19 protein-coding genes and 1 pseudogene are annotated in these 22,339 nt (G+C 73.2%); 7 read left to right on the top strand and 13 right to left on the bottom strand.

Annotation, left to right across the window (positions count from 1 at the left end; translation table 11 throughout):
- Positions 1–257: 257 nt before the first annotated feature.
- Both ABZT18_RS29645 and ABZT18_RS29640 read right to left on the bottom strand, forming a co-directional pair.
- On the bottom strand, positions 258–1,220 hold the full coding sequence (locus tag ABZT18_RS29645; protein WP_354996735.1) for a complex I subunit 1 family protein: 963 nt from the start codon (positions 1,218–1,220) through the stop codon (positions 258–260).
- Positions 1,220–2,023, bottom strand: a complete 804-nt coding sequence (locus ABZT18_RS29640; protein ID WP_354996736.1) for an NADH-quinone oxidoreductase subunit C — start codon at positions 2,021–2,023, stop codon at positions 1,220–1,222. Before ABZT18_RS29640 ends, ABZT18_RS29645 begins: the two co-directional genes overlap by 1 nt.
- A 105-nt stretch (positions 2,024–2,128) precedes the next feature.
- Between ABZT18_RS29640 and ABZT18_RS29635 the strand changes: the two genes are divergently transcribed.
- Positions 2,129–3,175 carry a glucose 1-dehydrogenase gene (locus ABZT18_RS29635; RefSeq protein WP_354996737.1) on the top strand — a complete coding sequence of 349 codons (1,047 nt, stop codon included), beginning with the start codon at positions 2,129–2,131 and terminating at the stop codon, positions 3,173–3,175.
- 16 nt (positions 3,176–3,191) lie between these two features.
- Here the strand turns inward: ABZT18_RS29635 and ABZT18_RS29630 are convergent, their stop codons facing one another.
- Together ABZT18_RS29630 and ABZT18_RS29625 are read right to left on the bottom strand one after the other, a co-directional pair.
- On the bottom strand, positions 3,192–4,508 hold the full coding sequence (locus ABZT18_RS29630) for a DUF2252 domain-containing protein (protein WP_354996738.1): 1,317 nt from the start codon (positions 4,506–4,508) through the stop codon (positions 3,192–3,194).
- Between the two features lie 38 nt (positions 4,509–4,546).
- Positions 4,547–5,128 carry an NADH-quinone oxidoreductase subunit B family protein gene (locus tag ABZT18_RS29625; RefSeq protein WP_354996739.1) on the bottom strand — a complete coding sequence of 194 codons (582 nt, stop codon included), beginning with the start codon at positions 5,126–5,128 and terminating at the stop codon, positions 4,547–4,549.
- A gap of 134 nt (positions 5,129–5,262) precedes the next feature.
- On the opposite strand from ABZT18_RS29625, the gene ABZT18_RS29620 reads away from it, so the two are divergent.
- The 4 genes from ABZT18_RS29620 (at position 5,263) to ABZT18_RS29605 (ending at position 8,510) form a co-directional block, all read left to right on the top strand.
- Positions 5,263–5,832, top strand: a complete 570-nt coding sequence (locus ABZT18_RS29620) for a SigE family RNA polymerase sigma factor (RefSeq protein ID WP_354996740.1) — start codon at positions 5,263–5,265, stop codon at positions 5,830–5,832.
- The gene (locus ABZT18_RS29615) at positions 5,825–7,018 is read left to right on the top strand and encodes a hypothetical protein (RefSeq protein WP_354996741.1); all 1,194 of its coding nucleotides are present in this window, start codon (positions 5,825–5,827) and stop codon (positions 7,016–7,018) included. Before ABZT18_RS29620 ends, ABZT18_RS29615 begins: the two co-directional genes overlap by 8 nt.
- Positions 7,019–7,156: 138 nt before the next feature.
- Positions 7,157–8,101, top strand: a complete 945-nt coding sequence (locus ABZT18_RS29610) for a hypothetical protein (RefSeq protein WP_354996742.1) — start codon at positions 7,157–7,159, stop codon at positions 8,099–8,101.
- A 139-nt stretch (positions 8,102–8,240) separates the two neighbouring features.
- Complete coding sequence (locus ABZT18_RS29605) at positions 8,241–8,510, top strand: sigma factor (RefSeq protein WP_354996743.1); 270 nt, start codon at positions 8,241–8,243, stop codon at positions 8,508–8,510.
- Here the strand turns inward: ABZT18_RS29605 and ABZT18_RS29600 are convergent.
- From ABZT18_RS29600 to ABZT18_RS29590, 3 genes are read right to left on the bottom strand one after another with little or no spacing between them, the layout of a single operon-like run.
- Positions 8,490–9,983: an aminotransferase class V-fold PLP-dependent enzyme gene (locus tag ABZT18_RS29600; protein WP_354996744.1), complete on the bottom strand. Its 1,494-nt coding sequence runs from the start codon at positions 9,981–9,983 to the stop codon at positions 8,490–8,492. The two genes, ABZT18_RS29605 and ABZT18_RS29600, sit on opposite strands and share 21 nt — an antisense overlap.
- 27 nt (positions 9,984–10,010) lie before the next feature.
- Positions 10,011–11,420, bottom strand: a complete 1,410-nt coding sequence (locus tag ABZT18_RS29595) for an MFS transporter (RefSeq protein WP_354996745.1) — start codon at positions 11,418–11,420, stop codon at positions 10,011–10,013.
- Between the two features lie 32 nt (positions 11,421–11,452).
- Positions 11,453–11,767: an MGMT family protein gene (locus ABZT18_RS29590; RefSeq protein WP_354996746.1), complete on the bottom strand. Its 315-nt coding sequence runs from the start codon at positions 11,765–11,767 to the stop codon at positions 11,453–11,455.
- A 61-nt stretch (positions 11,768–11,828) separates the two neighbouring features.
- On the opposite strand from ABZT18_RS29590, the gene proB reads away from it, so the two are divergent.
- Both proB and ABZT18_RS29580 read left to right on the top strand, forming a co-directional pair.
- The gene (gene proB, locus ABZT18_RS29585) at positions 11,829–12,938 is read left to right on the top strand and encodes a glutamate 5-kinase (protein WP_354996747.1); all 1,110 of its coding nucleotides are present in this window, start codon (positions 11,829–11,831) and stop codon (positions 12,936–12,938) included.
- A gap of 102 nt (positions 12,939–13,040) precedes the next feature.
- The gene (locus tag ABZT18_RS29580; protein WP_354996748.1) at positions 13,041–14,282 is read left to right on the top strand and encodes a glutamate-5-semialdehyde dehydrogenase; all 1,242 of its coding nucleotides are present in this window, start codon (positions 13,041–13,043) and stop codon (positions 14,280–14,282) included.
- 34 nt (positions 14,283–14,316) lie between these two features.
- On the opposite strand, the gene ABZT18_RS29575 is transcribed toward ABZT18_RS29580, so the two are convergent.
- The 6 genes and pseudogenes from ABZT18_RS29575 to ABZT18_RS29550 form a co-directional block, all read right to left on the bottom strand.
- Entirely contained in the window at positions 14,317–15,234 is a 918-nt protein-coding gene (locus ABZT18_RS29575; RefSeq protein WP_354996818.1) for a prenyltransferase/squalene oxidase repeat-containing protein, read from the bottom strand.
- Between the two features lie 94 nt (positions 15,235–15,328).
- Positions 15,329–16,577: pseudogene (gene moeZ, locus ABZT18_RS29570) on the bottom strand (adenylyltransferase/sulfurtransferase MoeZ).
- Between the two features lie 56 nt (positions 16,578–16,633).
- A complete protein-coding gene (locus ABZT18_RS29565) occupies positions 16,634–17,374 on the bottom strand; it encodes a DUF3152 domain-containing protein (protein WP_354996749.1) in 741 nt (246 codons plus the stop codon).
- A 191-nt stretch (positions 17,375–17,565) separates the two neighbouring features.
- Positions 17,566–18,417, bottom strand: coding sequence for a DUF3152 domain-containing protein (locus tag ABZT18_RS29560; protein ID WP_354996750.1), 852 nt, complete (start codon positions 18,415–18,417; stop codon positions 17,566–17,568).
- A 5-nt stretch (positions 18,418–18,422) separates the two neighbouring features.
- Positions 18,423–19,397, bottom strand: coding sequence for an alpha/beta hydrolase (locus ABZT18_RS29555; protein WP_354996751.1), 975 nt, complete (start codon positions 19,395–19,397; stop codon positions 18,423–18,425).
- 23 nt (positions 19,398–19,420) lie between these two features.
- A complete protein-coding gene (locus tag ABZT18_RS29550; RefSeq protein WP_354996819.1) occupies positions 19,421–21,520 on the bottom strand; it encodes a hypothetical protein in 2,100 nt (699 codons plus the stop codon).
- Between the last annotated feature and the right edge of the window lie 819 nt (positions 21,521–22,339).

Below are 22,339 nucleotides of genomic sequence, written 5' to 3'. Positions count from 1 at the left end.
AAACCCGCCGGGGCCGGCTCGTCCCCGGCTGCGGTCGCCCCGGCACCGCCTGCGGCGTAGGCGCGCGCGTCGATCACCCCACCCCCACCCCCACCCCCACCCCCACCCCCGTCGATCATGGAGTTGTGGTGGGTGACAAAAGTTGCCGTCCCCTACATTCCAGGCACCACAACTCCATGATCGACGTGAGGGCAGGCCGGCGGGGACGCGGGGAGGGAGGGGGCAGGGGGCAGGGGGGGAGGGGGAGGGAGGGGCTGTTACAGGGCTATGCGGACGGCTGCTGTCAGGACCAGTTGTGCCAGGGATGCGGGGACCAGCACCAGCCAGCAGAGCCGTTGCAGCTGGTCCTCGCGCAGACGGGGGTAGGACACCCGGAGCCAGATGATCACGAAGGCCACGGCGAAGACCTTGAGCAGCGTCCAGAGCCAGCCCAGCTGCTCGTCGGCGAACGGGCCCTGCCACCCGCCGAGGAACAGCACCGTGGTCAGCGCGGCGATCACCACGATGCCGACGTACTCGGCGAGCAGGAAGAACGCGAAGCGCAGACCCGTGTATTCGGTCATGTAGCCGAAGACCAGCTCCGAGTCGGCCACCGGCATGTCGAACGGCGGCCGGCGAATCTCGGCCAGCCCGGCGACGAAGAAAATGATCATCGCGGGTGCCTGCCAGAGCAGCCACCACGGCTGCCACGCCTCGACGATGCCGGAGAGGCTCAGCGTGCCCGCTGCCATCGCCACCGAGGCGGCGGCCAGCACCAGCGGCAGCTCGTAACCGAGCAACTGGGCGGCCCCGCGGAGCCCACCGAGCAGGCTGTACTTGTTGGCCGACGCCCACGCCGACATGAGCACCGCCACGACCCCGACACCGACCACGGCCAGCACGAAGAACAGGCCGATGTCCAACGGTTGCCCGACCAGGTCGTTCGGGCCGAGCGGGATGACGAGCAGCACCAGCAGGTAGGGCACCAGGGCCACCGCCGGGGCCAGCCGGAACACGGCCCGGTCCGCCTCGCGCGGGGTGATGTCCTCCTTCTGCACGAACTTGACCCCGTCCGCGACCAACTGGGCCCAGCCGTGGAAGCCGCCCGCGTACATCGGGCCGAGCCGGCCCTGCATGTGCGCCATCACCTTGTGCTCGGTCTGGCCGACCAGCAACGGCAGGGTGAGGAACGCGACCAACACGCCGCCCACCCGCAGCACCAGCTCCACCCAGAGCGGCATCAGGTCGTACCCCCGTCGTCGTCGGTGCGGTCAGCGCGGGCCGGCGGGTCCGCGACCGGGCCGGGCGCGGGCTGCTCGGGTGCGGCCGGGCCGTCGTCGGCCGCTGTGGACCGGGGAGTACGCGTCGGACGGGCCCCCGGGGCCGGCCGCGCCGGACGCTCACCGGCCGGCCTGGCCGGGGTGCCGCCGCGCGGACCCTCCCCCACGCCACCCGCGCCGGCCGGGGTGGGCGTGGTCCCCCACTCGCCCAGAGCGGGAACGCCCGGCGGACGGATCGGTCGGCGCCCACCGCCGGCCTCGGACTCGCCCGGCTCCTTCGCACCCGGCCAGGGCTTGGCCACGCGGGAAGCGAGCACGAACTCCTTACGCAGCGGGTGGCCCTCGAACTGCGGCGGCAGCAACAGCGGTCGCAGCTCCCCGTGACCGGCGAAGTCGATGCCGAACATCTCGTGCGTCTCCCGCTCGTGCCAGGCGGCACCCGGGTAGACGTCGACCACCGAGGCGACCGTGGGCGCGCTGCGCGGCAGGCGGGTACGCAGCAGCACACCGTGCCGCAGCCGCGTCGACCAGAGGTGCGCCACCACGTCGAAGCCCTCGGCCAACTCGTCCACGGCGGAGAGCCAGTCGAAGAAGTCGCAGGCCAGCTCGGTGTCGTCGCGGGCGGCGCGAACAGCGACCAGCCAGCTCGCCGGCGGCACATCGACGGTGGCACGGGCGAACCGCTGCCCGCCGGAGACCGACGGGGTCGCCTCAACCGGCGCGAGCAGCGCGACCAGCCGAGCGCCGACCTCTTCGGGAGTCATGCCGCTGATCCTAGTGCCGGCCCGGACCGCGCCCGTCCGTCGCCGATGCCCGGCGATCTGCCGGCTTTGGTCGCGGCGCAGCGCTCGGCGGGGAAGGATGAGGGTGTGCGCGCTGTGACTGTGACACCCGGGGTCGCCAACTCGCTGGGCCTCGTCGAGGATCAGCCCGAGCCGGCTGCCGAGGAGGGCGCCGTCCTGGTCGAGGCGCTGGCGGTGGGGATCTGCGGCACCGACCACGAGATCATCGCCGGCGAGTACGGCGAGGCGCCGCCGGGCGCCGACCGCCTGATCATCGGGCACGAGTCTCTCGGCCGGGTGATCGAGGACCCGACCGGCACCCTGCAAACCGGTGACCTGGTGGCCGGGATCGTCCGGCATCCCGACCCGGTGCCCTGCTCGAACTGCGCGGTCGGCGAGTGGGACATGTGCCGCAACGGGCAGTTCACCGAGCACGGCATCAAGGCGCTGCCCGGTTTCGCGCGCGACCGTTGGCGGATCGAACCCCAGTTCGCGGTCCGACTCGACCCGGCGCTGGCCCAGGTCGGCGTGCTGCTGGAGCCGACCAGCGTGGTAGCAAAAGCATGGGACCACATCGAGCGGATCGGGCACCGGGCCGAGTGGCAGCCTCAGACGGTGCTGGTGACCGGCGCCGGGCCGATCGGGCTGCTGGCCGCACTGCTCGCCGCCCAGCGCGGGCTCTCGGTCCACGTGTTGGACCGGGCGACCGATGGCCCGAAGCCGGAGCTGGTCGCCGCACTCGGCGCCACCTACCACGCGGTGCCGGTCAACGACCTGCCCTTCGAGCCGGACGTGGTCATCGAGTGCACCGGCGCACCCACGGTTGTCCTCGACGTCATGTGCAAGGCGGCCCCGACCGGGATCGTCTGCCTGGCCGGGGTGTCCAGCGGCGGTCGGAGCATCGACTTCGACGCCGGGGCGCTCAACCGGGCGCTGGTGCTGGAGAACAACGTGGTGTTCGGCTCGGTGAACGCCAACCGGCGGCACTGGAACATGGCCGCGCAGGCACTCTCCCGAGCCGACCAGGTCTGGCTCGAGTCGCTGATCACCCGTCGGGTGCCGGTGAACAGGTACGCCGACGCGTACACCTCCGGGCCGGACGACATCAAGGTGGTGCTGGAGTTCGCGTCCTGAGCGACGCCCCGCCCGATCAGATGCCTGGCAGCCGGCCGTTGCGGAACAGGTCGACGAAGAGCTGGTGGTCCTGCCGGGCGCGCACCCCGTACACGTGCGCGAAGTCCACCAGGTGGGTGACGAAGCCCGACTCGTCGGCATCCACCGCCGCGACGATCGCCTCCTCGGTGGAGTAGTCCACCAGATCGTGGCTGGATTCGTCGTCGGCGACCGAGTGCATCCGAGCCACCGCCCGACCGAGGTCGACGAGCACCCCGGTCAGCTCCTCCGGCTCGTTCACGTCCGACCAGTCCAGGTCGGCGGCGTACGGGGAGACCTCGGCGACCAGCTGACCGGTCCCGTCCAGCTCGGTGAAGCCCAGCCACGGGTCGGCGTGCGCCTGCAACGCCCGCTGCGACTCGGCGGTCCGGTGACCCTGGTGCTGGAAGTAGCCGCGGACCGACTCGTCTGTGACGTACCGGGCCACGGCCGGCACCTGCGCCTGCTTCATGTAGATGACGACGTCGTTCTCCAGAGCCTGGGTGTGCCCCTCCAGCAGCAGGTTGTACGACGGCAACCCGGCCGAGCCGATGCCCACCCCCTTACGCAGCACCACATCCTTGATCCGCGCCGCCACCGGCCGGAGCTGCGTCGAGGCGGCGGGCAGGGTACCCAGGTAGTCCTGGAAGGCGGCGCGAACCTTGTCCCGGGTGGCGTCGTCGATCTCGAAGACCCCGTCACCGATGGAGAAGCGTCGCTCGTAGTTGTCGACGGTGGTCTGCGCGGCGAGCAGGTCGACGCGGGTGTTGAGCCGAGCCTGCTGGAGCACCCGGCGCAGCACCCCGTCGGCGTTGTCCAGGGTGATCGAGCCGATCGCGTCGTCACCGCCGGCCGCTATCGCGCGCAGCTCGGTCAGGTACGACCGGGCGAAGCCGGCCACCAGGTCCCCGATCGCCGTGTCGGAGAGCGCCTTGCCGTAGCCGAGCAGCGCCACGCTGGCCGCGAGCCGTCGCAGGTCCCAGGTGAACGGCCCGACGTACGCCTCGTCGAAGTCGTTGACGTTGAACACCAGCTGCCCGGAGGCGTTCATGTAGGTGCCGAAGTTCTCCGCGTGCAGGTCACCGTGGATCCACACCCGGCTGGTCTGCTCGTCGAGGAACCGGTCGTCGGCGAATTCGCCGAGTTGGTCGGCGTAGAACAGCGCGGCGCTGCCCCGGTAGAAGGCGAACGGCGAGGCCGCCATCTTGCGGAACTTGCGGCGGAAGGCGGCTGGGTCGATCGCCATCGACGCACCGAACTCCTCGGTGAGCACGTCGACGATGTGGGCGGACCGCTGGTCGGTGGAGCTGCTCATGATGCGCAGGCTAGCCCTGCCCGGCCAGTTTCGGCGCGTCAGCTGGCGGAAGGTGGGCGTACCGGCGGGGCGGTGAGCGAGTCGACCGAGCGCGGGGCGGCGGCCTCGCGGGGCGGGGCGTCCAACGGCGCGGCGAGCACGTCCGGGCGGGGCACGCCGCCCACACCGGACTGCTCTGCGGCGATCTTCTCCTGGAGGCGCAGGATGCCGTGCAGCAGCGCCTCCGGCCGGGGCGGGCAGCCGGGCACGTACACGTCGACCGGGATGAGCTGGTCGACGCCCTTGGTCACCGAGTACGAATCCCAGTAGGGGCCGCCGCAGTTGGAGCAGGCACCGAACGAGATGACGTACTTCGGCTCGGGCATCTGGTCGTAGAGCCGCTTGATCGCCGGCGCCATCTTGTCGGTCACCGTGCCGGAGACCACCATCAGATCGGCCTGTCGGGGGCCGTGGGCGAACGGGATCACGCCGAGTCGCATGAAGTCGTGCCGGCCCATGCTGGTGGCGATGAACTCGATCGCGCAGCAGGCCAGCCCGAAGTTGAAGACCCAGAGCGAGTAGCGGCGGCCCCAGTTCAGCACGAACCGGATCGGCTCACCGAGCACTCCCGGCAGCTGCACCTCGGGCCTCCCTCAGCTGTCTCCGAGTTGACAGTCAACCACAGGCCCCACGGCGGCAACCCGCGCAACCAATGCCCGCGTCAGGGCGTGTGACCGACGTGACCGCGTCGGCGGCACGTTACGGGGAGGACCAGATGACGGTGACGAGGGAGCCACGGCTCGACGAGCCGCCACCCGAGGGGAGCACGGAGCGGTCGGCGCGCCCGGAAGAGCGTGAGGTGATCGACTTCGACGGGCTCTACCATGCGCACTTCCGGTCGCTGACGTTGCAGCTCGCCGCCTACTGCGGTGACCTGTCGCAGGCACAGGATCTGGTGCAGGAGGCGTTCTGCCGGGCGTTCGCCCGCTGGTCGCAGGTGTCCCGCTACGACGATCCGGTGGCCTGGGTACGTCGGGTCGCCTGGAACCTGGCCACCAGCCGCTGGCGGCGGCTGCGGACGGCCCAGTCGTGGCTGCACCGGCAGCGCGAGGAGCACATGCCCGGGCCGGGGCCGGACCGGGTCGCGCTCACCGCCGCCCTGGCCCAGTTGCCGGCCACCCAGCGCCGCGCCGTGGTGCTGCACTACCTGGCCGATCTCAGCGTCGTGCAGATCGCGACGCAGGAGGGAGTGCCGGAGGGCACGGTCAAGTCCTGGCTGCACCGAGGCCGGGCCGCCCTGGCGGTCCGCCTGGCCACCACGAACGAGGTGAACGACCATGAATGAGCTCGACGACATGCTGGTCAGCGGCGAGTTCGCCGCGTTCCGCGAGGCGTACGCCCCGGCGGTGCGCCCGGCCGGGACGGCCGCGGTGCGGGAGACAATCCGCCGCCGGCGCCGGCGTACCGCTGTGGCCACCGCGGCGGCCGTGGTGCTCGCCGTGGCGATCCCGGTGGGCGCGAACGCAGCCCTGCACCGGCCGCCCGATCCCGGACCGGCGCAGACCGGCACTCCGACCCCGTCGGGGACGACCGCCTCGCCCACCCCGCCCGCGCCGACGCCGAGCACGGCCAGCCCCACCCCGGCCGCGCCGGACGGCCGGATCACCCGGTCGCAGCTGCTCGCCGCCCGGCTCGACCTGCCGCGCTGGCCGCAGGGCGCCCCGACGACCTGCGTCATGGACGAAGTCCGGCTCCGGTCCGGGCCGCAGCAGGACTCGGTGGCGACGCTGCTGGGTGAACCCCGCTACGCCGACCTCGACGGCGACGGTGCCACTGAGACGGTCGCCCTGGTCGCCTGCCGCCAGGGGGAGGCCTCGGCCAAGCAGGTGATCGCCTTCGACCGGGACGGGGCCGGCCGCGTGGTCACGATGGGCCGAGTGGTCGGCACCCGGGAGGGGATGGACGACGTCACGGACTTCGCCGTGCGGGCCGACGGAGAGATCCGGGTGCACGTGGCGGACATCCAGCCCTGCTGCAGCACCCCGGAGTGGGCGCCGCAGCGGCAGTGGCGGACGTACGCCTGGACCGGCGAGCGGTTCGACCAGACCGCCGGGCCGACGAAGTTCGGGGTCGACCCCCGGCTGACCGACCTCACCCTGACGGCCGGTGACCTGATCGTCGGGGCACCGGACGCGAAGGGCAAGCGGGCCGCCACGGTGACCGTCACGGTGGCGAACAAGGGACCCGTGGACGTGCCCCTGCTCGGGTTCAGCAATTTCTACACCATTGGGGAGCCCGCCGGCGGGGACCTGGCCCGATGCCGGGGGGTGCGGTCCGACGGGCCGGACGCCTGCGTCCTGGACGGCCTGCCGGCCGGGGAACGGAAGACGTACACCTTCACGTTGCGCTACGAGCCGCCGGGCATCGACGGTCCGCCGAACCTGCGGGTCATCCACTACGACTCCCAGGAGCGGTGGTGGAGCGACCTGAAGTGGAGGGACAACGAGGTCGAGCTGAAGACAACCGGCTAGCCGCGCGGCTACCCGGGCCGCGGTGTCAGATTGGCGACGGGCCCTGCCGCAACCAACCGTCCACATTGGACGTGTGAACACCATCGGGCGACGGAGACGCCGCCGCCCAGCAACGGGGATCCACGGGAGGACTTCGACATGACCACACGTACCGGACGGCGGCTGGCCGCTCTTCTGCTCGGCCCGGCCGCGGCGCTGCTGGCGTTCGCCACACCCGCCGCGGCCGCACCTGCCGGCGGCGGCCTCGACGCCGACGTCTCGGTGGGCCAGCTGGTGCTCAACCCGACCGAGCGCGGTTACCAGGGCAGCCTGCCGATCACGGTGACGAACCGTGGTCGAGCCGACACCTACTTCAGCGTCACGATCGTCGAGCCGGTCGCCGGCTCCATCGGCAACCTGTCGCCGGACAGCCCGTGCGGGTACCAGGGCCTGCAGGACAACCGCCGGGTCGTCAACTGCACGGTGCCCGGTGCCGACCTGAAGCCGGGCGAACGGCGGTCGTTCACTGTCGCCTTCCGAGCGCTCACCACGCCACGCGGCGTGGCGATGATCGCGAGGGGAGGCCGGGTCGAGGTGAACGTCGGCGACGGCAGCGCGGCGGTCGGGGACGCGGAGAGCTTCGCCGCGCGCTTCCGCTCCACCTCGGGCTCACTACGCAAGCCGGTGCCGTACGTGCAGGACAGCCAGGCGCTGGCGTCGATCGACACGGCCGCCGCGGCCACGCTGGTGCGGCAGGAGGACGGCAGTTACCAGGGCCGACTGCCGGTGACCGTCCGGTGGGCCGGTGACGCCGCGCACGATTTCCTCTTCGTCGAAGCGACCACGTTGCCGGCCGGCGTGCAGATCTGGGGCACCGACCCGCAGGACCTGCCGAGCTTCTTCACCAACTTCGTCGTCCCGGGCGGGCGCATCATGGCCGGCGAGGAGCGGAGCTTCGACGTGCTGCTCCGGGCCGAGCCCGGCACCGTCCCGGGTGATCTCGGCGCCGTGACCTTCCAGCTCGACACCCAGTGGGGCGGCAACGTGGTGGCGGACGCCGACCCGGCCGACAACACCGCCTCGTTCACCGTGACGGCCGGCTGATCCCAACACGTCGCCCGCCGAGGGCCCGGGACCACTGCGGTCCCGGGCCCTCGGCATCGGCGGCTGCCACACCGGAGCGGTTGTCCTGGACCCGACAGGCAACCCCGCTGGTACATCCGCAACCGGCTGGCGCGTCCGGTTGTGTGACCGATGCTGGCGGACACACCGTCCGCGATCACCAGACCTGGTCCAGGAGGCGTTCTGCCGGGCGTACGCCCGCTGGGACCGGCTCGCCGGATACGAGGACCCCCTGGCCTGGGTACGCAAGGTCGCCTGGAACCTCGGCCACAACCGCTGGCGACGGCTGCGAACCGCCCAGACGTGGCTGCTGCGGCAGCGGGAGACACACGTCGCGGAGCCGAGCCCGGACCGCGGCCGGCGCTTCCGGTCACCAGGCGGGACGTTGTAACAGCCCCACGAACTCGACAAGCAGTCGCTCGCGCAGCGCGGGCGGGGCGGCGTCGAGCAGGGTGTTCACCACCGCCATCCGCTCCGGCAGCGGCGCACCATCGGGCTCGCCGCCCAGGCCCAGCCCGGCGGCCAGGCCCGCGACCAGCTCTGGGGTCAGCGCGTCAGGGGTGAGCGCCCCGGCCAGCGCGGCCAACTCCGCGGGCATTCGGACCGGCCCGGCCGTCCGAGCGGCGTCCACCGCGTCGGCCAGGTCCGGGCCGAACTCGGCGACCCGGGGCGCGACCGCGGCGGTCACCGTGAGGTGCACGCTGGCGGGCAGACCGGCGTACGACAGCTGGGGTTGGGTGTGCCAGCCACGCGCGGTCAGCTCGTCGACCAGGACGAACAGGTCGGGGCCGCCCTCGGTGCCCGTGAAGCAGACCACGGTGGACTCCGGTTCGGCCATCAGCCGCAGCCCGTCGACGGCGCGGACCGCGTCGGCCAGGCCAGCGACCGCGTCCCGGGTGACCTCGGCCAGCCGCAGATAGCCGTCGTCGCCGAGGTGCCGCAGAGTCGCGTACGCGGCGGCGATCGGCCCGCCCGAGCGGGTGGACGCGATCACCGGGTTGATCATCGTGTAGCCGGGCCAGTCGGCGTACGCGAAGTACTGCGGGGCGCGCAACGCGGCGTCGCGGTGCAGCAGCACCGACACCCCCTTCGGCGCGTACGCGTACTTGTGCAGGTCCACCGAGATGGAGGTGACCCCGGGCACCGCGAAGTCGAACGCCGGCACCGGCTCCCCGAGACGACGCAGGTACGGCAGGGTCCAGCCGCCGAAGCAGGCGTCCACGTGGCAGCGCACCCCGGCGTCGGCCGCCGCAGCCGCGATCTCCGCGACCGGGTCCACCACCCCGTGCGCGTACGACGGCGCGGAGCAGGCGACCAGCACCGTCTCCGGGCGGATGGCGGCTGCCATCGCAGCCGGGTCGGGGCGCAGAGTGTCCGGGGAGACCGGCACGACGTCCATCGCCACCCGTAGGTAGTGCGCCGCCTTGGCGAACGCGGCGTGCGCGCTCGACGGCACCACGATCCGGGGCTCGGCGATCTCCGGGTGGGCGTCCCGGGCCGTCTTGACGGCGAGGATCAGCGACTCGGTGCCGCCGCTGGTGACGCTGCCGACGACGTCCGGTGCCGTCGTGCCCGGCCCGCCGCCGAGCACTCGGCCAGCGGTACCGACCAGTGCGTTCTCCATGGCCAGCAGGGACGGGAACGCGGTCGGGTCCAGCCCGTTGACGTGTGCGCTCTCCCGGTGGGCGGCGGCGGCCAGCTCGTCCAGCCCCGGCACCGCCGGGTCGTAGACGTACGCGAACAGCCGCCCCCCGTGCGTAGGCCGGTCGGCACCGCGCAACGCACGAACCTCGGCAAGAACGGCCTCCGCGGCCACCCCGTCGGCGAAAAACGCTCCAGCCCTCACCCTGTTCTCGTCGATCATGGACTCGTGGTGCCTTTCTTGTAATGGTCAGCGGCTTTCGTCCCCCACCACAACTCCATGATCGACGCGCTGGTCGTGCGTGGCGGCGGCGGCCAGGACGGCGGGGGTCAGGGTGTATTGGCGCAGGAGGAGGATCGGGGGGGCTATCAGCAGGGCCGGGATGATCGTGAAGCCGAGGAGGACACCCAGTCGGGCCGTGTCCGACTGGGCGGCTGCCGAGCCGGTGTCGGAGGACACGTAGCCGGAGATCTGGAGCACCAGTCCGTAGATGCCCGGACCGAGCGCCAGGCCGAAGGTCTCCCCGGCGGTCCACAGGCCGGTGAAGACACCCGCCTGCCGTCGACCGGTGCGCGCCGTGTCGTACGCGATGCAGTCCGGCAGCATCGCCAGCGCGAAGACCTGCTGCCCGGCGTACCCGACGCCGATCACCGCGACCACCAGGTAGACCGCGACCGTCGGCAGCACCGACGCGGCGACCAGGGCGAGAGCCCCGGCGGCGAGGATCACCGAGGCGACGACCAGCGCGGTCCGCTTGCCCAACCGGGCACCGACCCGGGTCCAGATCGGCATCACCAGCAGCGCCGGCCCGACGAAACAGACGAAGAGCAGGGTCGGCCCGCTCTTGTCGTCGCGCAGGATCTGCCCCGCGAAGTAGTTGACTCCGGCCAGGATCGTCGCCACCCCGGCGGACTGCACCACGAAGCAGATCAGCAGCGCCCGGAACGGCCGGTTGGCGGCGGCCACGGCGAGTTGGGCGCGCAGGGTCGGCTCGCTGCCGCCCACCGTGCCGGTCGGCGCGGACCGGGTGCCGAGGAACGCGCCGACGGCACCGAGGGCGATCAGCACCGCCACGAACAGCCCCATCCACCGGTGTCCGGCCACGCCGTCGCCGCCGGCGGTCACCACCAGCGGGGCGACCGCGCCGGAGGCCAGGATGGCCAGCGCCAGCACCGCGATCCGCCAGGTCATCAAGCGGGTGCGCTCGGCGTAGTCGTCGGTCAACTCCGCCGGCATCGCCACGTACGGCACCTGGAAGAAGGCGAACGCGGTGGCGGTGGCCAGGAAGGCGAACGCCACGTACGCCACGGCGGCCGGGCCGTTACCGAACGGCGCGGCGAAGATGGACGCGAACAGGACGGCGAGCGCGAGGCCGGCAATGAGCAGGTACGGCCGGCGGGCACCCCAGCGCGATCGGGTGCGGTCGGAGATCCGTCCGGCGACCGGGTTGACCAGCACGTCCCATGCCTTGGGCAGCAGCACCAACAGGGCGGCCAGCCCGGCGGCCACGCCCAGCGTGTCGGTCAGGTACGGCAGCAGCAGCAGACCGGGCACGGTGCCGAACGCACCGGTCGCCAGCGAGCCGAGCGCGTAGCCGGCATGCACCGGTCGGGGCAGCGAACCGGCGGCTGTCGAGCCAGTGCCCGGCGGCGTTTTCATGGGGCCGAATGTTACTCACGTTATGCCGAAGGTCACATCCCCTCATCCGGCGACCAACCGGCCGCCGCGATGTCCACGCCCTCGCCGCGCAGCGGCGCCCCCTCGGCCCGCAGTCGGGCCCGCGCCTCCCGCTCGTGCCCCGGCGGAAGCCGGCCGGATGCGGCCACCACGCGGTGCCAGGGCACCGAGCCACCGTGCCGGGCCATGATGTTGCCCACCAGTCGCGCCGAGGCACGACCCGAGCGCTCGGCGAGCGCGTCGGCGACCCCGCCGTACGACATCACCCGGCCCTCCGGGATCCGCTCGACCAGGTCGAGCACCGCCTCGACGTACTCGTCAGGTGTCACAACCCGCCACCATATGGGAAGGCCGCCGGACGGTCCGGCCGTGACCACGCAGAATGGTCGGGTGCGCGACGCAGTCACGACGGCCCGGCGGGTCGTCGTCAAGATCGGATCCTCCTCGTTGACCACCGCCACCGGCGGGCTGGCCGACGAGCGCGTCGACACGCTCGTCGACACCCTCGGTCGACTCGCCGCCGAAGGGCGCGAGGTGGTGCTGGTGTCCTCCGGCGCGATCGCCGCCGGCCTCGCCCCGCTCGGGCTGACCCGACGCCCGCGCGACCTGGCCACCCAGCAGGCCGCCGCCAGCGTCGGGCAGGGCCTGCTGATCGGCCGGTACGCGGCCAGCTTCGCCCGGCACGGCCGCACCGTCGGGCAGGTGCTGCTCACCGTCGATGACGTGACCCGGCGGGCGCACTACCGCAACGCGTACCGAACGCTGCGCAAGCTGCTCGACCTGGGGGCGGTGCCGATCGTCAACGAGAACGACACGGTGGCCACCCAGGAGATCCGGTTCGGCGACAACGACCGGCTGGCCGCTCTGGTGGCCGCCCTGGTGCACGCCGACCTGCTCGTGCTCCTCTCCGACGTGGACGCTCTCTGGACCGGCGACCCCACCAAACCGCACTCGACCCGGATCGCGGAGGTCCGCGACGACACGGACCTCGCCGGGATCACCATCGGCGGGGCCGGCCGGTCCGGCGTCGGCACCGGCGGCATGGTGACCAAGGTCGAGGCCGCCCGGATCGCCACCGGCTTCGGCATCCCGGTGGTGCTCACCGCCGCCGACCTGGCCGGTCCGGCACTGGCCGGCGAGCCGGTCGGCACACTGTTCCACCCGCAGCGGCAACGCCCGACGGCCCGGCTGTTCTGGCTGGCCCACGCCACCACGCCCCGGGGGCGGCTGCACCTCGACCCGGGCGCGGTGTCCGCCGTCGTCGGGCGGCGCAAGTCGCTGCTGCCCGCCGGCATCACCGCCGTGGACGGCACGTTCACCGCGGGCGATCCCGTCGACCTGGTGGACACCGCCGGCGCGCCGGTCGCTCGCGGGCTGGTCAACTACGACGCGGTGGAGCTGCCCGGGCTGCTCGGCCGCTCCACCTCCGAACTCGCCGCGGCGCTCGGCCCCGCGTACGAACGAGAGGTCGTCCACCGCGACGACCTCGTACTGCTGTAGGCACGGACCCCCATGTTCACACCCGAGGAGTGCAAAATGAGCGAGTCATCGACTCAGAGCGTTGGTGCCTCAGGGCGGCACGGAGCGCAGCGGAGTGTCGGCATGAGCGTCGTCGAGCAGGCCCGAAGGGCGCGGGACGCCGCTGCCGAGTTGGCCGTGGCCACCCGTACGGTCAAGGACGCCACGCTGGTGGCGATGGCCGACGCGCTGGTGGCGCGTACCCCGGAGATCCTGTCCGCGAACGAGGCGGACCTGGCGGCCGGCCGGGAGGCCGGGCTGAGCGCGGCCGTGCTGGACCGGCTCGCCCTCGACGCGGGCCGGGTGGCCGGCATCGCCGACGCGCTGCGCCAGATGGCCGCGCTGCCCGACCCGGTCGGCGAGGTGGTCCGGGGCTCCACCCTGCCCAACGGTCTGGAGCTGCGCCAGATCCGGGTGCCGTTCGGGGTGGTCGGCATCATCTACGAGGCGCGGCCGAACGTGACCGTGGACGCTGCCGGGATCTGCCTCAAGTCCGGCAACGCGGCGCTGCTGCGCGGGTCGTCCTCGGCCGCACACTCCAACGCCGCGCTGGTCGCGGTGCTGCGCGACGCGGTCGCCGACGCCGGGCTGCCGGCCGACGCGGTGCAGCTGCTCGACGCCAGCTCCCGCGAGTCGGTCAAGGAGCTGATGCGCGCCCGAGGGCTCGTCGACGTGCTCATCCCGCGCGGTGGCGCGTCGCTGATCCGCACCGTGGTCGAGGAGTCGACCGTGCCGGTGATCGAGACCGGGGTGGGCAACTGCCACGTCTACGTGGATGCCGCCGCCGACGTGGCGAAGGCCGTCGCGGTGACGCTGAACGCCAAGACGCAGCGCCTCTCCACCTGCAACACCGCCGAGTCACTGCTGGTGCACGCGGGCGTCGCCGACGCGTTCCTGCCGGCGATGCTGGCCGCGTTCGCCGAGGCCGGGGTGACCGTGCACGGCTCTCCCGAGGTGGCCGCATACTCCGCGGCGGTGGTCCCCGCCACCGAGGAGGACTACGCCACCGAATATCTGTCCGCCGACATCTCGGTCACGGTGGTCGACTCGCTGGACGCGGCGGTCGCGCACATCCGCCAGTACGGCACGGGGCACACCGAGGCGATCCTTACCGACTCGGCGAGCGCGGCCCGCGACTTCGTGGCCCGGGTGGACGCGGCGGCGGTGATGGTGAACGCCTCCACCCGGTTCACCGACGGAGGCGAGTTCGGGTTCGGCGCGGAGATCGGCATCTCCACGCAGAAACTGCACGCCCGCGGCCCGATGGGCCTGCCCGAGCTGACCAGCACCAAGTACGTCGTCACCGGGGACGGGCACCTGCGCTAGGGCGAACCGCCGCTCAGCCGGCGGCAGGGCGGCCTCAGCCGTGCGTCGCGGGCCGGGCGGCCTCAGCCGGGTGCCGCGCGGGCCGGGCGGCCCGGATCGCGGACAGCGTGGCGTGCACGTCGAACTGGTGGCCGTCGTCGCTCTCCCAGCCGCCGTCGCTGCGCTGGGTCTCGGCCAGCCGGCGCAGGGCCCGCACCATGATCCAGTCCTGCGGGTCGATGCCGGCACGGCGTAGCGTCGCCGCCAGCCACGCCACGTTCCCCGGGGAAATCTTCGGCATCCGCTCGGCGAGCACCACCTGGATCCGCGCCGACTCCTGGAACATGTCCTGCCGGTACAGCACCGCCGCACTCAGCCAGCCGGCGGCGAGGAACGACGGCCAACTGCCGTCCGGGCGCAGCCGTGCGGCGAGCGAGTGGGCCGCCGCCTGCACCACCCCGGCGTACGCCCCACCGACCCGGTGGTCGAGCGGGCCTGAGGCGCGGGCGTCCAGGCCGGCAACGGTGAGCCAGAAACCGGCGTTGGCCGACAGGAGGAACCCGGCCTCCGGGTCGCCCGGCCGGGCCCACTCCGGAGCCGACTCGGTCAGCGACGCGTCCTCGTCCCAGCCGCCGTCGGCCTGCTGCCGGGACGCCAGCCAGTCCAGTGCCCGGCGAGCGGCGGGACGGCCGAGCGCGCCCAGGTCGTCCAGCTCGGCGAGCCGGAAACAGGTGGCGTCGATCGAGGCGATCTCGCCGCCCCAGGTGGCCGGCCAGCCGCCGTCGGATGACTGGCCGATCTCCGCCGTCTCCAGCAACTCGGTGGGCACCGGGGTGCCGTTGCGAAGCCAGGAGAGGCGGGCGCGTTCCACCGCGTCCCCATGCGCCACGACGAACCCGATCGCGGCTTCCAAGTCGACCACGGCGGGAACGCTACCTGCGCAGACGCGATACCGCCTCGGAGAATCGGCCAGCCCGAAATGGCTGCGTCGCTCCGGCCGGAGGGCTGCTCGGCGTCGGCTGCGTCGATTTGCCGGGGCGGCGGTGTCAGCCGCCCCGGCACAGTCGTCAGTACGCGGGCAGCGACGGGTCGATCTGCTTGATCCAGGAGAGCACGCCGCCCTGTACGTGCACGGCGTCACGGAAACCGGCCGCCTTGAGCGCGGCGAGCGCCTCCGCCGATCGGACGCCGGACTTGCAGTGCAGCACGATCTGCCGGTCCTGCGGGAGCTTCGCGAGCGCATCCCCGGAGATGATGTCGCCCTTGGGGATCAGGGTGGAGCCGGGGATCCGGACGATCTCGAACTCGGCCGGCTCCCGTACGTCGACCAGGAAGATGTCCTTGCCGGCGTCCTGCCAGTCCTTGAGTTCCGATGCGGTGATCGTCGAGTCGAGCGTCGCCTCCTGGGCCTCCTCGGAGACCGCGCCGCAGAAGTCCTCGTAGTCTTCCAGCAGGTCGGTGACCGTCGGGTTCTCGCCGCAGAGCGCGCAGTTCGGGTCCTTGCGAACCTTGATCTTGCGGTATTCCATCTCCAGGGCGTCGTAGACCATCAGCCGGCCGACCAGCGGTTCACCGATGCCGGTGAGCAGCTTGATGGCCTCGTTGACCTGGATCGAGCCGATCGACGCGCACAGAACCCCGAGCACGCCGCCCTCGGCGCAGGAGGGAACCATGCCGGGCGGCGGCGGCTCCGGGTAGAGGCAGCGGTAGCAGGGGCCGTGCTCGGCCCAGAACACCGACGCCTGGCCGTCGAAGCGGTAGATCGAGCCCCAGACGTACGGCTTGCCGAGCAGCACCGCCGCGTCGTTGACCATGTAACGGGTGGCGAAGTTGTCGGTGCCGTCGACGATCAGGTCGTACTGGGCGAAGATCTCCCGGACGTTCTCCCGGTCCAGCGCGGTGTTGTGGATCTCCACGTTGACCAGGGGGTTGATCTCGCGGATCGACGCGGCGGCGGACTCCGCCTTGGACCGGCCGATGTCGGACACGCCGTGGATGACCTGGCGCTGGAGGTTGGACTCGTCGACGGTGTCGAAATCGATGATGCCGAGTGTGCCGACCCCGGCCGCGGCGAGATACAGCAGGGCGGGCGATCCGAGGCCACCGGCCCCGACACAGAGCACCCGGGCGTTCTTCAGCCGCTTCTGCCCGGTCACCCCGACATCCGGGATGATCAAGTGGCGTGAGTAGCGGCGGATCTCGTCAACGGTCAGCTCGGCGGCGGGCTCGACGAGCGGGGGCAACGACACGGTGGACTCCCCGGGATCGGCGGTGTGAACCGCGCCATTGTTGCTCGCCGGAGCCCCCCTCGGCCATGAGGGACGACACGTGGTCCGCGATGCGGGAGCGGGAATAACCGACGGCCCGGTCCATCAGGGGACGATGTCACCCGCGTAGCGACGCCCGTCGACGTAGGGCCAGGCGTTGGCGACGCAGCCGTGCAGGCCGTACGTCTGCTGCTGCATCACCGGGGCGGGCTCCCCCGGGCCGGGGCACGCCTCGTGCTCCTCGCCGAACTCGTGGCCCACCTCGTGGTTGATCACATAGGTGCGGTAGGTGTCCAGCGGAGCACCGTAGTCGGGAACCGCCTCCATCCAGCGGGCCAGGTTGATGATGACCTGGCCGGGCAGACGGCAGGAGGTGTAGCGCTCGGTGGTCAGCCCACCCTCGGCGCACATCCGCTCGGACGTGACCGGGGTGGCCAGGTAGATGGTGAAGTCGGCGGCCCCGGCGTCGGCCACCCGTTGCACCCGCAGCTCATCGGAGGCGATCCAACTGCGCTGGTCGGCCAGCACCTCGTCAACTTTGGCGGCGAACGCGTCGGCGTCCTGGCCGGTGCCGCGTTCGACCGCGACCCGGTATCGACGTAGCGGCCCGTCCGCACCGTGCACGGGTGTCTCACCGTCAGCCGCGGCGAACCGTCCCGCTCCGACCGACGGGTAGCTGGTGGGCGTCGGGTGCGCCGCCACCCCACCGCCGTGCCCCATTCCGCCCTGGGTGTTGGCGGCAGGAGTCTCGACTGGTGGCTCGCCGCCCCTGCTCAGCAGCACGCCGATGGCGGCAGCGAGCACGAGCAGGCCGAGCAGGAGGCTGCGGCGACGTCGCCGGTGCATCCGGACGCGCGTGGGACGCACTCCCCCGTACGCCGACCGGCCCGACGGGTCGGGCGGCTGGGGCGGGCCGTAAGGGGACGACGGCGTCATAACGTCGAGCCTGCCAGATTATTCGGGCATTTCTCCGTTTTTGCCGCTATTCAGGCAAGACGCCTGGTGGGGGGTGGCAGGTCGGCGCGTCGTCCGGTCGCTCAGAGGGCAGGACCGGTGTGGCGGCGCCCGTCGAGGTACGGCCACGGATTGACCCGGCACCCGTTCAGGAAGAGCGTCTGCTGCATCATCACCGGCGCTGGCCGGCCCGCACCCGGGCACCGCTCGTGCCGGTGCCCGAGCTGGTGACCCACCTCGTGGTTGACCACGTACGTCCGGTAGACCGCCAGCGGCACGCGGGCCGAGACGAAGTGCGGCACGGACAGCCGCCACCGATCCAGATTGATGATCACCTGACCGGGTGCCCGGCAGGAGGTGTACGGCCGACCGCCGACCCGGATGTCCACCCCACCGTCGGCGCACATCCGACCCGCCGTACGGGCGGTGGCCAGGTAGACGGTGAAGTCGCGGGGCGCACCCCCCGGCACCTGCTGCAACCGCAGCCGACCGCTGTCGACCCAACTGCCCGGCCCGGCGAGCGCCGTCTGGACCGCCTGCGCGAAATCGGCGGTGTCCTCGTTGCTGCCCGACTCCACCGCCACCCGGTAACGCCGCAGCTCACCCGCGCGGCCCAGCACCGGGCCGGAGCTGTCGTCGTAGCCGAACCTGCCCGTTCCGGCGCTCGGGACCGCGCCGGACACCCGCAACACCGTGGGCGGGCTGGGCGCGACCGGGTCGGAGGGCGACGGGTCGGCCGACGGCGGCAGCGGCGCGGCCACCAGCGGCGGCGCGGCGACCTCCTCGGCGGCCAGCCGTTCGGCGCCGGGGCGCCCACCCGGCCCTTCGGCGATCACGGTCACCACCGCGCCGACGGCCACCACCACCGCCACCAGTTGGGCGAACAGGGCGAAGCGTCGCTGACGACGAACGGGGCGGCGGGCGGAGCTGGGCATCCATCTCAGCCTGCCAGATCAGACCGCCCGACGCTGTCCCCCGTTTCGGCGAGCAGGCCCACCACCGCCCGGGCCACCAGACGGGGAACTTCCAGCTGCGCCACATGACCGACGCCGTCGAGCATCATCAACCGGCTGTCCGGGATGACCCGGGCGGTCTGCGGCGCGACCCGCACGTCGATCAGACGATCCTGTCGGCCGCCCACCACCAGGGTTGGCGCCCGCACCGCCCCGGCGAGCCGCCACAGTGACCCCGGCCCCGGCAGATACGCCCGCAGGAAACTGGAGACCAGCCCGCGAAACGTTCGGACGTACGCGGCGGCGTAGTGCGTTGCCTCGTAGCGCACCCGGATCTCCTCCAACGCCTCGGCCCGGCGCTGCTCGCAGATCCGGCTCAGGTCAGCCACGCACGCCTCCAACACCTGCTGGGCCATCACCTCGGGGGCGAGTTGGGTGAGCCACCGGGCGACCAGCCGTTCACCCCGGGGAATGGCGAGCACCGGCAGCATCCGCCCCTGCAACGAGCGACGGAAATCCAGGAACGGCAGAGCCGGAGAGATCAGGGTGAGGGTGCGGACCAGATCAGGCCGGAGCCCGGCCACCTGGACGGCGACCGCGCCGCCCAGCGAGTTGCCGAACAGGTGCACCGGACCCCGACCGGAGTGCTCGATCCAACGGACCACCAGATCCGCGAAGGCCGGAATGGTGTACCGACGCCCCGGCTCGCTGCGGCCGAAGCCGGGCAGGTCGATGGCCTGACCGTCCAGCCGGTCGGCCAGCAGCCCGGCCAGGTCCGTCCAGTTCTGCGACGAGCCGCCCAGCCCGTGCACGTACAGTGCCGGCTCCGCGCCAGCGGCGGTGGCCGGGGTGTCCCGCACGTACGTGACCAAGCCGTCGAGGCGGACCTCCCGGCCCGGCCACGGCGGCGGAACATGGTCATCGGGAAGCAGGTGGTCCGGCCAGAGGGTGGCACGTTTCATCGTTCCAGTCTGCCCCGGACCACTCAGGACAGCAGCGCCTCCAGCCGACGGTTCACCGCTGCCAGCGTCGCCCGGACGACCGCCTGCCGCGGGTCGCCGGCGACCAGAGCCGAGCCGGCAAGCTGCTCGACCCAGCCCTCACAGACGAGCAGCGCCACCACCGTGGCCACCTCGCAGTTACCGAACGGCACCACCGCCGCGTGCTCGACGAAGCAGCGCCCCCGCTCGGCGTTCTCCGCGCCGCGGAGCAGCTCGTCCACCGCGGCGGCCGCCGCCACCGCGCAGAGCCGCAGCACGTAGCCGTCCACCGCCGGCCCGGTGGCGTACCCGGAGGCGCTGTCGCCCCCGGCCAGCAGCCGGACCTCGACGTTGGCGTCCAGGCCGAAGGTGCTGACCTGCACGTGCTCGATCACCACCCGCGGCCCTGGCGTGCCGCCGGTGTCCAGCGGCCGGGACGGCGCCGACTCCGTCGTGGTCACCTGACCACCGGAGTACGACGTGCCGACCGTCGCCGGGCTGCCGGTCGCGGCACCACCCGGCGCGGCCGAGACCGATCCCGGCTCCTCGACCGTGGCGCGACCCCGGTGTGGAGCGTTCGGCCGGCGTCGACGCGAGGTGTCCGTGCCAGGCCACTGCTCCGTGCCTGCCTGCGTGGCCTCGACCCGACCACCCGACGGACGAATGACCGCCGTCGACTCGGCCGCCCGCACCTCGCCGTTGCGCGGGTCCACACCGGCATCGCGGGGCTCTGCGCTCCGGGGCTCGGGGGTACGCCGCTCGGCGGGTCGGGGCTCGGCCGCGCGACGGCGAACCGGCGGCGGTGGCGTGGTGGGCAGACCGGGCACGTTCTGCGGGGCGGCGGCCAACCCCATCCGGTCCTGGAGCAGCCGGGCCACCTGTCGGCTCACCTCGGCCGGGTCGGCGCCGTCGGCGAGGTCCAGTCGCAGACTGTGCGCCCCCGCCGGGGTACGACGCAACGCCGCGTCGCGGACACCGGCCACCTCTCGAACGGCGTCCAGGATCGCGTTGACGTCGAATCCTTCGGGGCGCTCCTGCAGCGGGGCTGGCTCGTCATCGCGGCGGAGGTGGGTGGCGATACGGGCGAGTTCCGGGGTTTCGGCGGGTGGCTCCACGGCTGGCGGCTCCGGCACGACGGGCACGTCCGGTTCCGCGGGGACGCGCTGCGGCAGCACCACCGCCGTCGGGTCCGGTTGCCGACCGTCGTCAGCCGGCGACCCCGGGTCGGGGGCGGATCGGCGAGCCGCGTAGGGCGAGACGGACGCGGGTGCGGGCCGGTCACGGCGCACGGACCCGCTCGTGGCGGGAGGCGGGACGGCTCCGGTGGAGGACGACGTGACCTCGGCGGACGACGGGTCGTTCGTCGGCACGGTTGCACGGGGTGGCTCGACGGGAGGCCGACCCGCCGACTCGGGAGTCTCGGGCCGGAGCCGGAACGGTGCAGCCGGCCGGGTCTCGGGCCGTTGCAGGCCGGCCGTCTCGCCCGCGTCACCCCCGCCGGGCATGCTGGCCGACTGGCTTGCGGCCCAGGACGGACGCTCGGCAGGGGCGGCGGGGATGCGGCCCTCGGACCAATCCGGCCGCTCCGCCCGGGGCGCGCTCGCCGGGGTGGTCGGCGAACCGCCGGCCCAGGACGGGCGCTCCGCCACCAGGGGCGGGCCCGCCGGAGCCGGTGGCGCGTCGGCCAGCGTGGGAGGTGGCCCGGCCGGCGCCGGAGGTGGCGCGTCGGCCGGTACCGGGCTGGCGGCCCAGGTGGGGCGCGTCGGCGGGGAACTGGTTGGCGCCGGATCGGACCCCCCAGCCCAGGACGGGCGCGCCGACGGAGCACTGGTCGGCACCGGATCGGACCCACCAGCCCAGGACGGGCGTACCGGCGGGACGCTGGTCGGCACCGGATCGGAGCCGCCTGCCCAGGACGGCCGCACCGGCGGCGCGCTGGTGGGCTCGGGGCCGGCCCCGCCAGCCCAGGACGGGCGGTCGATCCGGGGTGCACTGGTCGCCCCGGATCCGGTCCAGGATGGCCGGTCGGCCGGCGGGCCGCTGGTCGGCGTCGGGCCGGCCCAGGCGGGGCGCTCGACGACGGGTGGCGTGCGTGGCGACGACACCGGCGGGCCACTGGTCGGGGACGGGTCCGAGTCGGCAGCCGGGAGCGAGCGGTCGGCGGTCGGTGCCGCGACCGGGGGTGCCCAGGACGGGCGGTCGGTCGGCGGCACGCTGGTTGGTTCGGCGGCCCGCTCCGGCGCAGCCTCGGACACGGGCTCGCCCCGGGCGGGGTCGTACCCGCGGGGCGGATCGGCGCGGGCCGGTTCGTACGGGCGGGGCGGCTCGGCGCGCACCGGCTCGTAGGGCTGGTTGGGCTCGGCGACCCAGCCCGGCGCGGACTCGTCCCGGGCCGGGGCAGACTCGTCCCGGGCAGTCGGGCCAGCCGGTTCGTCGTCCTGGCGGGACCAGGGCGGTGCCCACCCACCGCCCCAGCTCGGGCGGTTCCAACTCGGTCCCGACCAGTCCGGCTCGATCTCCGGCGACTCCCCGGCACGGTGCGCGTCCCCGGCACGGTGCGCTTCACCGGCACGATGTGTTTCTCCCGGCCGGGAGCTATCGGCGGCGCGACCCGGCTCGGTCGCGTCGGCGCGCCCGGCTGGCGCCGAGGTGCGTCCCTGCGCTGCCGCGTGCTCCGGTGAGAGCGGGTCCCGCCAGTCACGCGGCGCGGCCGGTGGTTCGTCGGCGGCCAGCCGCTCGACGGTGGGCGCGTGGAAGCCGGGCGGCACCTCGAAGCCCGACGCGGCGGTGCCGACGGGCGGCACCTGGACGGCCGGCGGCGCCGAGGTGGGCAGCCCCGGCTCGGCCCAGCGGGCGCGGTGGGCGGCGGCCGGATCGACGGAGGAGTGCGGGGCGGGGCCCGTGTCGGGCTCGCCGGCCCCCTG

The organism is Micromonospora sp. NPDC005291 (assembly GCF_040607415.1).
Lineage (GTDB): Bacteria > Actinomycetota > Actinomycetes > Mycobacteriales > Micromonosporaceae > Micromonospora.
This window is presented reverse-complemented; position numbering and strand designations above follow the sequence as displayed.

What these genes read in the sequence shown, in the direction of transcription:
- ABZT18_RS29645 (WP_354996735.1), bottom strand. Translation starts at nt 1,220, where the DNA reads ATGCCGCTCTGGGTGGAGCTGGTGCTGCGGGTGGGCGGCGTGTTGGTC.
- ABZT18_RS29640 (WP_354996736.1), bottom strand. Translation starts at nt 2,023, where the DNA reads ATGACTCCCGAAGAGGTCGGCGCTCGGCTGGTCGCGCTGCTCGCGCCG.
- ABZT18_RS29630 (WP_354996738.1), bottom strand. Translation starts at nt 4,508, where the DNA reads ATGAGCAGCTCCACCGACCAGCGGTCCGCCCACATCGTCGACGTGCTC.
- ABZT18_RS29620 (WP_354996740.1), top strand. Translation starts at nt 5,263, where the DNA reads ATGACGGTGACGAGGGAGCCACGGCTCGACGAGCCGCCACCCGAGGGG.
- ABZT18_RS29615 (WP_354996741.1), top strand. Translation starts at nt 5,825, where the DNA reads ATGAATGAGCTCGACGACATGCTGGTCAGCGGCGAGTTCGCCGCGTTC.
- ABZT18_RS29610 (WP_354996742.1), top strand. Translation starts at nt 7,157, where the DNA reads ATGACCACACGTACCGGACGGCGGCTGGCCGCTCTTCTGCTCGGCCCG.
- ABZT18_RS29600 (WP_354996744.1), bottom strand. Translation starts at nt 9,983, where the DNA reads ATGATCGACGAGAACAGGGTGAGGGCTGGAGCGTTTTTCGCCGACGGG.
- ABZT18_RS29595 (WP_354996745.1), bottom strand. Translation starts at nt 11,420, where the DNA reads ATGAAAACGCCGCCGGGCACTGGCTCGACAGCCGCCGGTTCGCTGCCC.
- ABZT18_RS29580 (WP_354996748.1), top strand. Translation starts at nt 13,041, where the DNA reads ATGAGCGTCGTCGAGCAGGCCCGAAGGGCGCGGGACGCCGCTGCCGAG.
- ABZT18_RS29565 (WP_354996749.1), bottom strand. Translation starts at nt 17,374, where the DNA reads ATGCACCGGCGACGTCGCCGCAGCCTCCTGCTCGGCCTGCTCGTGCTC.
- ABZT18_RS29560 (WP_354996750.1), bottom strand. Translation starts at nt 18,417, where the DNA reads ATGCCCAGCTCCGCCCGCCGCCCCGTTCGTCGTCAGCGACGCTTCGCC.
- ABZT18_RS29555 (WP_354996751.1), bottom strand. Translation starts at nt 19,397, where the DNA reads ATGAAACGTGCCACCCTCTGGCCGGACCACCTGCTTCCCGATGACCAT.